Source organism: Actinoplanes campanulatus, assembly GCF_014647795.1.
Taxonomy (GTDB): domain Bacteria; phylum Actinomycetota; class Actinomycetes; order Mycobacteriales; family Micromonosporaceae; genus Actinoplanes; species Actinoplanes campanulatus.
On record NZ_BMPW01000022.1, the window covers coordinates 187137 to 198778 of the forward strand.

An 11642-nucleotide genomic window follows, 5' to 3' on the forward strand; every position below is an offset into this window, starting at 1 on the left:
GGGCGTCACGTCAACCGGCGGCGTCGAGGATCCAGCCGATGCACGCGCAGACACCCAGCGTGACCGCGACCGTCAGGAGCGCCCACGCGGCCCTCGCCCCCGGGTAGCGCTGCGGAGGAGCGCCGAGCGCCCCGCGCAGAAAGGACAACAGGGGCGCCCGGTACTCCAGCTCGACGGTCCTGCCCGGCAGTGCGAGCACCGTGACGTCGGCGGCGCCGATCCGGGACGGGATCAGGTACGGCACGTGCACGTGCACATGGTGTTCCCCGAACCCCACCGACTGCACGAACCGTCCCCAGCCGGCCGGCACCGCCTGCCCGTCGATCTCCAGCACCGGGGGGTAGAGCCGCAGCAGGAAGGCGAGCGGCGCGTACCGCAGGGTGACCGCGATCGACGCGCCGCCGTTGCGGCGCGCCGGATCGTCCGGCGGGAAGCCGGGGGAGAAGGGCCGATGGGGCGGGGCTTGCACGGCCAACGCTGAACCCTTTCCGAACGTCGCCCGGGCAGGATATGCCGCGATCCACCGGCGGGGAAACCCGAGCCGATCCACTGTGGACCACGACGGACCTCGATTCCGGCTAGGATGATCGCGGCCCCGATCGCGCTCCCATTCCCGGAGGATGCCCCGTGACCAGCGACAAGGTTGATCAGACGACGGTCTCCTCGGCCCGCCGGTGGAACTACTGGCTGGGCGGCAAGGACCACTTCGAGGTGGACCGGGAGTCCGGCGACCGGATCGCCTCGGTGTACCCGGCCGTCCGCACCGCCGCGCAGCAGGGCCGGGCCTTCCACAACCGGGCGGTCCGTCACCTGGCCGAGGTCGGCATCCGCCAGTTCCTGGACATCGGCACCGGTCTGCCCGCCCCGCAGAACACGCACGAGGTGGCTCAGCGGATCGCCCCGGACAGCCGGGTGGTCTACGTCGACAACGACCCGATGGTGCTCACCCACGCCCGCGCGCTGATGATCGGCGGCGCCACCACGTATGTCGACGCCGATCTGAAGGACCCGGCCGCCATCCTGGGCGCCGCCGAGCTGAAGGAGACCATCGACCTGGACCGCCCGGTCGGCATCCTCCTGCTCGCCGTCCTGCACTTCGTCGCCTCCGACGAGCGGGCCCGGGAGGTGGTCGCCGAGCTGCTGGCGGCGGTGCCGCCCGGCAGCTACCTGGTGGCCACCAACTCGACGAAGGACTTCGTCGACGTCGAGGCCGCCGCCCGCTACGACGCGATGCTCGCGGCCGGCCACGTCGACGCCTGGCCGCGCGACCGGGCCACGTTCGGCCGCTTCTTCGACGGCCTGGAACTGGTCGAGCCGGGCATCGTGGCGATCAGCGACTGGCGCCCCGAACGCGAGGATCGCCCGGCGCCGTCCGAGGTCTCGATGTACGGCGCGGTCGCCCGTAAACCCTCCTGACCTTGCACGATGGTCGTACCCTCCGTGACGGGATCGTGTGGTGACGGCGATTTCTCAGCGTTCGTTCAGCGGGCGTTGCTAGTTTTCCGAGGCACCTTTTTCTAGCGGGAGAACATCGTGGTCTTCAAGAAGTTGCTCGGTGCCATCGGAGTGGGCGGGCCGAGCGTGGACACTGTGCTGTCCAACCCGAGCACCTACCCGGGCGCTCCTCTGACCGGCAATGTGAATCTGGTCGGCGGCACGCAGGACGCGGCCATCGAGCACATCACCCTCGGCCTGATCACCCGGATGGAGGTGGAGGGCGGCGGCGGTGACTACTCGGCCGTCACCGACTTCCTGCGGGTCCCGGTCACCGGGCCGATGCGCCTGGCGCCCGGCCAGCAGTTGTCGCTGCCGTTCCGGATCGACATGCCGTGGGAGACGCCGATCACCACGGTCTACGGGCAGACGCTGCGCGGCATGGTGATGGGCGTGCGCACCGAGGTGGCCATCGCCCGGGCGATCGACAAGGGCGACCTGGACCCGGTGCACGTGCACCCGCTGCCGATCCACCAGCGCATCCTGGACGCGTTCGCCCAGCTGGGCTTCCGCTTCAAGTCCGCCGACCTGGAGTACGGGCAGATCTACGGCGTCCACCAGACCCTCCCGTTCTACCAGGAGATCGAGTACTTCCCGCCCCAGCACTACGCGGCGGCCGGCATCAACGAGGTCGAGCTGACCTTCGTGACCAGCCCGCACCAGGTCGAGGTGGTGCTGGAGTTCGACAAGCGCGGCGGCCTGTTCACGCAGGGCCACGACACCTACGGCCGCTACACGGTGTCGCACGGCGACGCCGACACCACCGACTGGCGCCAGGTCGTCGACGGCTGGGTCCGCCAGGCGGTCGACCGCCGTAAGTCGATGCCGGGCTTCGGCGGGTACGGCGCGCCGCAGCCCGGTTACGGCCACCCGCAGCCGGGTTACGGCCATCACGGTCACTACCGAGGCGGTGGCCACGGTCACCACGGCCACTACCGGCACCGCGGCCACGGCATGGGCGGCGCCGCGATGGGCATCGCGGGCGGTCTGGCCGCGGGCTACCTCGCCGGCGAGGCGATCGAGGAGATCGGCGAGTCCTTCGGGGACTTCGGCGAGTGATCAGACCCGCGGCCGGCGGGTGAGTTCCGGCTGAGAAGGGCGAGGTGCGCATCGTGCGCCCTCGCCCTTCCTCCTTTTCCGGTACGCCTTCGTGAGCCGGGCGTCGTCGCAGGTCACGGGCGGTAACGCCGCCTGAACGGTCCTCATATCCCACTCACTCTATGGGAAATGTATGTGAGCTGGGTCACAAACCCGCTGACGTGGCGGTCCCCCGCGGCATACGTTGCTGACATGAACCGAAGCAAGCGCCTGACCCGGCGCCGCTTCGTCGACTACCTCCGGGTGTGTACCTGCGCCTGTTGAGACGGACGGCGAAGCCGCCGCACCGCCTGTCACACCGATCGTGAACCCGCCCGCCTCCGTGCCGGCGCGCTGAATCCTGCCTGAGATACGCCGACGGCCCGTGGCCGCCCGGCCGATGACCCCTGCCTGCCCCTCTTGAGGAGTACCGATGACCACCCGTAGATCCGCCCTCGCCGCCGCGCTGGCCGGCGTCCTCGCCGTCACCACACTCGCCGCCTGCGGTGGATCCGGCTCGGCCGCCGCCGGCGACCAGGTCAAGGAACTGCGCTACCAGGGCAACGTCGGCGCCGTGACCCTCGCCGAACTGGCCGCCGACCTGGGCTACCTGAGCGACGTCAAGCTCAAGTGGATCGGCAACACGATCAGCGGCCCGCAGGACATCCAGGCGGCCACCACCGGCGACACCGACTTCGGCGGCGCGTTCAACGGCGCGATCGTGAAGCTCGCCTCCTCGGGCGCGCCGATCACCGCGGTGGTCGGCTACTACGGCGTCGACGACGTCAACTTCAACGGCTTCTACGTCCTCGACGACAGCCCGATCAAGTCGGCCCGCGACCTGATCGGCAAGAAGATCGGCGTCAACACCCTCGGCGCCCACTCCGAGGCGATCACCAAGACCTACCTGGCCAAGGAAGGTCTCACCGACGAGGAGATCAAGCAGGTCGAACTGATCGTGGTGCCGCCGGTCAACACCGAGCAGTCGCTGCGCGCCAAGCAGATCGACGTGGCCGCCCTCGGCGGCACGCTGCGCGACAAGGCCCTCGAGCGGGGCGGCATCCACCCCCTCTACACCGACTACGACCTGCTCGGGAAGTTCACGGCCGGCAGCTACATCTTCCGCGACGACTTCATCAGGAAGAACCCGGACACCGTGAAAACCTTCGTCGCCGGTGTCGGCAAGGCCATCGAGTGGTCGCGCGCCACACCGCGCGAAGAGGTCATCGCGAAGCTCCAGGAGATCATCAAGAAGCGTGGCCGCGAGGAGGACGACAGTCAGACCAAGTTCTGGAAGAGCTACGGCGTCGCCGGCAAGGGTGGCGTGATCGAGGAGCGCGAGTTCAGAACCTGGATCGAGTGGCTGGACCGGGCCGGTGAGCTGAAGAAGGACATCAAGGCCACCGACATCTACTCCAACGACTACAACTCCTTCGCCACCGGCGGTGCCGCATGACCGCCAAGATCGTGTTCGAGAACGTCGGCAAGACCTTCCAGGCCCGCGGCCGCACCGTCACCGCCCTCCAGAACATCAACCTCGAGGTACGCGACGGCGAGTTCCTGGTCATCGTCGGTCCCAGCGGCTGCGGCAAGTCCACCCTCCTGGACCTGCTCGGCGGCCTCAGCGAGATCTCCAGCGGCCGGATCCTGGTCGACGGCAAACCGGTCACCGGCCCCGGCCTGGACCGCGGCATCGTCTTCCAGCAGTACGCGCTGCTGCCGTGGCGCACCGCCCAGGGCAACGTCGAGTTCGGACTGGAGGCCAAGGGCGTCGGCCGGAGGGAACGTGCCGAGAAGGCCCGCGAGTACCTGGACCTGGTCGGCCTGTCCGGCTTCCACGACCGCTACCCGCATGAGCTCTCCGGCGGCATGAAGCAGCGGGTGGCGATCGCCCGCAGTCTTGCCTTCGACCCGGACGTGCTGCTCATGGACGAGCCGTTCGCCGCCCTCGACGCGCAGACCCGCGACGGCCTCCAGGACGAACTGCTGCGGATCTGGGAGAAGACCGGCAAGACCATCGTCTTCATCACCCACGGCATCGAGGAGGCGGTCTACCTCGGCCAGCGCGTCGCCGTCCTGACCTCCCGGCCGGGCCGGATCAAGGAGGTCGTGGACGTGCCGATCGACGCCCGGTCGGCCACCGAGGACCTGCGCTCCGACCCGCAGTTCACGCACTACCGCCACGAGATCTGGAGCCTGCTGCGCGACGAGGTCGACCGCGCCCGGAGCGAGGAGTTGGAGAGCAGCGATGTCTAGCATCACCGATGTTCCGGTCGCGCTGTCGGAACGGGTCGTCCCGGTGGCCGGGGTCACCGCGTCGCCGGCCCCCGTGAACCCCTGGTACCGCACGGGCGCCCGCTTCCTCACCACCGTCTTCACCCGGATCGCGGCGATCGGTGCGCTCGCCCTGGTCTGGCAACTCGCCCCGCAGTGGGAGACCGCCCCGGGGGAGTACCTGGTCGACCCGACGTTCCTGCCGCCGCTGTCCGAGGTCCTCGTCGCCTGGTGGGACCTGCTGATCTCCGGCGAACTGTGGACCCACACCGAGGCCAGCCTGGTCCGCTCGGCCGCCGGCTTCGGCCTGGCCATTCTCATCGCGGTGCCGCTCGGCCTGCTGATCGGCTGGTACAGCCCGGTCGCGAACCTGCTGAACCCGCTGCTCGAGGTGTTCCGCAACACCGCGGCGCTGGCCATCCTGCCGGTGTTCGTGCTGATCCTGGGACTCGGCGAAACCTCCAAGATCTCGATCATCCTGTACGGGTGCACCTGGCCGATCCTGCTGAACACGGTCAGCGCCGTCCGTACCGTTGATCCGCTCTTGATCAAATCGGCCCGATCGCTGGGACTGGGCCCGGTGCGGCTCTTCCAGAAGGTCGTGCTCCCGGCCGCCGTGCCGACGATCTTCACCGGGATCCGGCTGGCCGGCGCCGCCTCGATCCTCATCCTGATCGCCGCCGAGATGGTCGGCGCGAAAGCCGGCCTCGGCTACCTCATCAACTACGCCCAGTACAACTTCGCGGTCCCCGACATGTACGCCGGAATCATCACGATCTCCGCCATCGGCCTGATCGTGAACCAGCTCCTGATCGTCACCGAGCGCCGCTTCTCCACCTGGCGCACCAACTAAGCCCCTCCCTTTCGGAAAGGAACGACAATGAGCATCGACATCACGCGCCTCGGTGGCCGGATCGGAGCCGAGATCTCCGGCGTCGACCTTCGTAACCCGGTGGACGACGTCACCGCCAAGGAGATCCACGACGCCCTGGTCGAGCACAAGGTCCTGGTCTTCCGCGGCCAGCACCTCGACGACGAGCAGCACCAGCGGTTCGCCTCGATCTTCGGCCCGCTGACCCTGGCCCACCCGACCGTCCCGTCCGTCGACGGCCAGGCCAACGTGCTCGAGGTGGCCGGCGCCGAGGGGGCCCGGGCCAACGCCTGGCACACCGACGTCACGTTCGTGGTCGCCCCGCCGAAGGCCACCACCCTGCGCAGCCTCGTCATCCCGCCCTACGGCGGCGACACCCTCTTCGCCAACACCGCGGCCGCCTACGCCGACCTGCCCGAGCACCTGCGGGTGCTGGCCGACCGGCTGTGGGCCGAGCACTCCAACGAGTACGACTACGCCGAGCACCCGCAGTTCCGCTCGGCCGAAGTGGAGGAATACCACAAGGTCTTCGTCTCCACCCGCTACCGCACCGCCCACCCGGTGGTCCGCGTCAACCCCGACTCCGGGCTGCCGAACCTGTTCATCGGCAACTTCGTCACCGGGATCATCGGCCTGTCCCGTACCGAGTCCCGCGACATCCTGCGCCTGCTCCAGCACTACGTGACCCGCCCCGAGAACACGCTGCGCCACAAGTGGCAGGTCGGCGACATCGTGGTCTGGGACAACCGCACCACCCAGCACTACGCCGCCGACGACTACGGCGACCTGGCCCGCAAGCTGCACCGTGTCACCGTGGCCGGCGACGTCCCGGTCGGCACCGACGGCACCAGGAGCCACATCCTCGAGGGCGACGAGGCCACCCACTACACCCCGCAGGTGCAGTGATGACCCGTCCCGGACAGCTTCACCTCAACGCCTTCCTGATGAGTGTCGGCCACCACGAGGCGGCCTGGCGTCTTCCGGAGAGCGACCCGTACGCCGACCTGAACGTCGAGCACTTCAAGAACCTGGCCCGGATCGCCGAGCGCGGCAAGCTCGACTCGCTGTTCCTGGCCGACGTCCCGGTCATCTTCGACCAGGTGGGCCGCCGCCCGTCCGGCATCCTCGAACCGACCGTGCTGCTCACCGCCCTCGCCGGGGCCACGCAGCACATCGGGCTCATCGCCACGGCGTCCACCACCTACAACGAGCCCTACAACCTGGCCCGCCGGTTCGCCTCCCTGGACATCGTGAGCGGCGGCCGGGCCGGCTGGAACATCGTCACCACGGCCGGCCTCGACTCGGCCCGCAACTTCAACCTCGACGCGCTGCCCACCCACCGGGACCGCTACGAGCGCGCCGCCGAGTTCGTCGACGTCTCCGTCAAGTTGTGGGACTCCTGGGACGACGACGCCATCGTCGCCGACAAGGAGACCGGCGTCTGGGGCGATGAGGACCGGATCTACCCACCGGCGCACCAGGGCCGGTACTACTCGGTGGCCGGAGCCCTCAACCTCCCGCGCTCCGCCCAGGGACGCCCGGTGCTGGTCCAGGCCGGCTCGTCGGAGAACGGCCGCAACTTCGCCGCGAAGTACGCCGAAGCCGTCTTCACCGCACACCAGACCCTGTCCGACGCCCAGGCGTTCTACGACGACCTCAAACGCCGCGCCGCCGAACACGGCCGCGACCCCGACCACGTCAAGATCCTCCCCGGGATCGTGCCCCTCATCGGCGCCACCGAGTCGGAGGCGCGCGAACTCGAAGCCGAACTGGAACGCCTGATCCGCCCCGAATACGCCCTCACCCAGCTCGCCGACCTGCTCGGCGTCGAACCCGGCGAGCTCTCCCTCGACGCCCCGCTCCCGGCGAACCTGCCGGAGGAGGAGCAGATCGAGGGCGCCAAGAGCCGCCGCACCCTGATCGTCAACCTGGGCCGCCGCGAGGGCCTCACGGTCCGCGAACTGATCGGCCGTCTCGGCGGCGGCCGTGGCCACCTCACCTTCGCCGGAACCCCCGTCCAGGTAGCCGACAAACTCGAGCACTGGTACGAGTCCGGCGCCGCCGACGGCTTCAACATCATGGCCCCGGTCCTCCCCTCAGGCCTGGCCGCCTTCGTAGACCAGGTAGTCCCGATCCTCCAGGAACGAGGCCGCTTCCGAACCGAGTACACCGGCCACACGCTGCGCGAACACTACGGCCTACCCCGCCCCGCCAACATCAACACCACCACCCGCCCACCCGCCCTACTCCCGTAGACCGCCCCACCACCGACCGGCCCACCCACCAAACGACCGGCCCACCGCCCCACCACCGCCCCACCACCGCCCGACCACCGCCCCACAACCGACCGACCGGCCCACCGCCCCACCACCGACCGACCGGCCCACCGGCCGACTCACCGACCGACCCGCCCCCACCGACCGACCACGCACCGACCGGCCCACCCGCCCGGCCGCGCTGCCGGGCAACACCCCGGCGCGGCCGGCCGGGGCGTTCCGCAACACCCCGCACGACCGTCCGGCGGCGGAACGGTGTTCCTCCTGGTCGTTTCACCGCCGGTTCGGTGCCCCTGTTCGGGTGCCCCGGCCGTACCGACGGAAGGTTTGATCTTGAAACCCGGCGCCACGCTCGGCGGTCTCTGCCTAGCCACGACGGCCTACTCGGTCCTGCAGTCGCTCGTCGTGCCCGCCCTCGGCGTCTTCCAGGACGAGCTGAACGCCACCCCGTCCGCGACGGCCTGGCTGCTCACCGCTTTCCTGCTGAGCGCCTCGATCTCCACACCGGTCCTCGGCCGGCTCGGCGACATCTACGGCAAACGCCGCATCCTGATCGCCGCCCTCACCGCCATGAGCCTCGGTGCCCTAACCTCCGCACTCGCCTCCGACCTGCCGGTCATGGTCGCCGGCCGGGTCGTGCAGGGCCTCGGCGGCGCTGTCTTCCCTCTCTGCTTCGCCCTGGTCAGAGAACACCTCCCGGCGCCCGGCCGCCCCCGCGCCTTCGTGATCATCTCCACCGTGATGAGCGTCGGCGGCGCCGCCGGCACCATCACCGCCGGCCCCATCCTCAGCCTGCTCTCCTCCCGCTGGCTGTTCCTGATTCCCGCCATGGTCTCCGCGCTGGCGATCATCCCGGTGATCCTTCTCCTGCCGCCCGGTGAGCGCGCGCCGCTCAACACCCGGATCGACTGGTACGGAGCCGCCCTCCTCGCCACCTGGCTGGGCCTCCTGTTGCTGGCCATCAGCCGCTTCGGATCACCCGGCTGGCACTGGCCCCTGATCGGCGCCACCATCCTCGCCCCGGTCTGGTGGCGCGGCCAGCGACGAGCCGACCAACCACTCGTCGACCTGCGAACCCTGGCCCTTCCGACCGTCCGTGCCACCAACGCGGCCACCCTTCTGCTCGGCTTCGGCATGTTCGGCTCCTGGATGGTGATCCCGTTACTGGTGGCCGAGAAGTTCGACGCCGGACCCACCGTCGTCGGTTTGGTGATGGTGCCGACCGCCGTAGGCAACCTGCTGATCATGCGGGTCTACCGCCGCCTCACCGCACGCCAGGGACCACGCGCCGCCCTCGCCGCCGGCATCGCCATCGCCGGTCTCGCCTACCTCGCCCTCGCGGTCGGCCACCAGACCTTGGCACAGGTCTGCCTGGGCATCCTCGTCATGGGCGCCGGCATCGGCCTGGCCTTCGCGGCAGTCGGCGCACTCGTCGTCGAAGCGGTGCCGAGCGAACAGACCGGAGTGTCCGCCGCCGTCAACACCGTGATGCGCACCGTCGGCGGGAGCCTCGGCACCGCGGTCGGCGGCTCGGTCCTGACCTGGTCGCCGGGCGAGTCCTCCTACACCACCGTCCTACTGCTCTACGCGGCCGCGCTGGCCGGTGCCCTGTGCTGCGCCATCCGGGTGCCGCGGCCGGTCACCGTATACGGCGGGCCAGCCGAAGCTCGGACAGGTACCGCTTGACGATCCGCCCGCCGTGCTCCTCGTCGATCAGCCGGCCGATGCCGTCCAGCAGGGCGGACTGCTCTGGTCGTGGCATCGAACGGGTGGTCGAGTAGGTGAGCAGCAGATCCAGATACTCCGACGTCGTATAGGCGGCGTCCCACTCGTACCGGTGAAAGTCCGCCGGGCCGAACCGGTCGGACGCCGCGATCTCCGCATCGTCGTGCGGGATGTCCCGGGCCGGCTCCAATCGCAGGTTCGGTGGGGTGCGCGGGTCGTAACGCTCATACAACCGCTGTGCCGCCGCAAAGAACACCTCGGTGCCACCCTTGATGTGATGGGTCGCGACAGTGGCCAGCAACCCACCGATCCGCAGCGCGTCCGCCGACCGTGACACTCGGGTGGCCGGGTCGATCCAGTGGAAGGAGGTCGCCGCGAACACCACGTCGAACGGCTCCTCCGGCAGCGTCCACTCCTCGAAGCTCCCGGTCACGATCGTCACCGCGGGATGGTCCGTCAGGTTTCGCTGTGCTGCCGCCGCGAGCGAAGCACCCAGCTCGATCCCGGTGATCCGGTAGCCGCGCTCGGCAAGTGACACCGTCGCCTTGCCCGTTCCGAGTCCGATCTCCAGCACCCGCGCGGGCGGTGGCGCCCCCGCGGCCGCCAGATCCTCGAAGATCTGCGGCGGATATCCCGGTCTAGCCCGGTCATACCGCTCCGCGTCCTCGTCAAAGACCCGCCGCAGTTCCGTGGTCATCTCCGCTCCCTCCATCGACCTGGCACCCAGTCTGGCCCTTCTCGGCCTTCCACGCCTTGCCCTGTCCATCCAGGGATCGCCCCTCCTAGGCAGTTGTCCCGGAGGCCGAGGAGGCCGCGGGGGCTGCGGAGGTCCCGGAGGTCGAGGAGGCCGCGGGGGCTGCCGGGGTCGCGGGGGCTGCCGGGGTCGCGGGGGTCGTGGAGGAAGCGGGCGGCGAGCCTGTCGACGGTCTCATGGCCGCCTGGGTGTCCCGGGTCAGAGTTCGGCCAGAGTGGTCTGGCGGCGGGCCTCGGCCACATCCGCCATCAGTTCGTCCCAACGGAGGTCGGGGCGGAAGCGTGCCAGCCGGATGCTCTTCGCCGCGCGGGCCGACGTGTACTCCCACCAGGCCGCCACCCGCACCGGCCAGAGGCCCATCCGGACGGCGCCGGCGATGAAGCACCGGTGCGCCAGCAGAGTGGCCGCCAAGATCTCCGGATCCAGCTCCAGCTGGGGATCGTCGATCGCCTTACCGAGCGCCCGCACGTCCCGGTGCATCTCCGAATAGCCCAGCAGCCCCGGCATGGCCGGGACCAGCAGCTCATCCTCCGGATCCACCAAATCATCCGCGTACGCCGGTGTGAAGACCACATCGTCCACCGTGATGATGAACGGCAGCGACTCGTGTCCGCGCTTGATGTTCACCTGAACCGCTGGCGCCCCGGTCGGGACCGACACCTCATAGGCGTCCAGCACCTCCCGGAACAGGATCCGAGCCGTGTCCCCGATCGCCGGCACATGCACCGTGACCACCCCGGGCGCCGCGGTCACCTCAGTACCGGGCACCTCGCTGATCAGGTCCGCGAGCTCGTCAGTGCGCATGCGTCGGTTATATGCCCTCGAAGCATCCCCGTGGGGCCCGCCTCGCCCACACCTCGGACGAGCGCTGCTCGGTCTTGCGCGAGCGCAGTTGAGGATTTACCGCGACAAATCGGTGTGACGGGCGTCGCGGGACCCCCGATTTGGAGTTGCGAGGGGCGGCGAGTAATGTTGTCCGAGCCGCCAGGGAGACGGGCGAGCGAGCGGGACCTGATTCAGGGGCCCGGCGCGGCCGTCCTGGAGGAACCTCAAACAAGATCGCACGATCTAGCATCGTGCTTCTATTGGGGTGCCTGTGCAGTTTCTGTGGTGCTGAATTCGGTTGCGAAACGCGGATTTGACACGGCGGAAACGGCGGGTAAAGTAGAGC

11 protein-coding genes are annotated in these 11642 nt (G+C 69.5%); 8 read left to right on the forward strand and 3 right to left on the reverse strand.

Features of this window, described 5'->3' with window-relative positions; genetic code table 11:
- Window positions 1-10 precede the first annotated feature (10 nt).
- Window positions 11-469: a hypothetical protein gene (locus IEZ13_RS35930; protein ID WP_229795470.1), complete on the reverse strand. Its 459-nt coding sequence runs from the start codon at window positions 467-469 to the stop codon at window positions 11-13.
- 158 nt (window positions 470-627) lie between these two features.
- Here IEZ13_RS35930 and IEZ13_RS35935 point away from each other — a divergent pair, with 158 nt between their 5' ends.
- From IEZ13_RS35935 to IEZ13_RS35970, 8 genes are all read left to right on the forward strand, one after another.
- Window positions 628-1416 (forward strand): SAM-dependent methyltransferase, encoded by a 789-nt coding sequence (locus tag IEZ13_RS35935; RefSeq protein ID WP_183220100.1) that lies wholly within the window; start codon window positions 628-630, stop codon window positions 1414-1416.
- Between the two features lie 117 nt (window positions 1417-1533).
- On the forward strand, window positions 1534-2553 hold the full coding sequence (locus IEZ13_RS35940) for a sporulation protein (protein WP_183220102.1): 1020 nt from the start codon (window positions 1534-1536) through the stop codon (window positions 2551-2553).
- Window positions 2554-3004: 451 nt separating this feature from the next.
- Window positions 3005-4027 carry an ABC transporter substrate-binding protein gene (locus tag IEZ13_RS35945; RefSeq protein WP_183220104.1) on the forward strand — a complete coding sequence of 341 codons (1023 nt, stop codon included), beginning with the start codon at window positions 3005-3007 and terminating at the stop codon, window positions 4025-4027.
- Entirely contained in the window at window positions 4024-4827 is an 804-nt protein-coding gene (locus IEZ13_RS35950) for an ABC transporter ATP-binding protein (protein ID WP_183220106.1), read from the forward strand. The genes IEZ13_RS35945 and IEZ13_RS35950 overlap by 4 nt, the downstream gene beginning before the upstream one ends.
- Window positions 4820-5698 (forward strand): ABC transporter permease, encoded by an 879-nt coding sequence (locus tag IEZ13_RS35955; protein ID WP_183220108.1) that lies wholly within the window; start codon window positions 4820-4822, stop codon window positions 5696-5698. Before IEZ13_RS35950 ends, IEZ13_RS35955 begins: the two co-directional genes overlap by 8 nt.
- Before the next feature lie 27 nt (window positions 5699-5725).
- Window positions 5726-6622, forward strand: a complete 897-nt coding sequence (locus IEZ13_RS35960; protein ID WP_183220110.1) for a TauD/TfdA dioxygenase family protein — start codon at window positions 5726-5728, stop codon at window positions 6620-6622.
- On the forward strand, window positions 6622-7971 hold the full coding sequence (locus IEZ13_RS35965) for an LLM class flavin-dependent oxidoreductase (protein WP_183220112.1): 1350 nt from the start codon (window positions 6622-6624) through the stop codon (window positions 7969-7971). Before IEZ13_RS35960 ends, IEZ13_RS35965 begins: the two co-directional genes overlap by 1 nt.
- 354 nt (window positions 7972-8325) lie before the next feature.
- Window positions 8326-9678: an MFS transporter gene (locus tag IEZ13_RS35970; protein ID WP_183220113.1), complete on the forward strand. Its 1353-nt coding sequence runs from the start codon at window positions 8326-8328 to the stop codon at window positions 9676-9678.
- On the opposite strand, the gene IEZ13_RS35975 is transcribed toward IEZ13_RS35970, so the two are convergent.
- Complete coding sequence (locus tag IEZ13_RS35975) at window positions 9632-10414, reverse strand: class I SAM-dependent methyltransferase (protein WP_183220115.1); 783 nt, start codon at window positions 10412-10414, stop codon at window positions 9632-9634. The genes IEZ13_RS35970 and IEZ13_RS35975 overlap by 47 nt on opposite strands.
- 255 nt (window positions 10415-10669) lie before the next feature.
- On the reverse strand, window positions 10670-11275 hold the full coding sequence (locus tag IEZ13_RS35980; RefSeq protein ID WP_183220117.1) for a hypothetical protein: 606 nt from the start codon (window positions 11273-11275) through the stop codon (window positions 10670-10672).
- Between the last annotated feature and the right edge of the window lie 367 nt (window positions 11276-11642).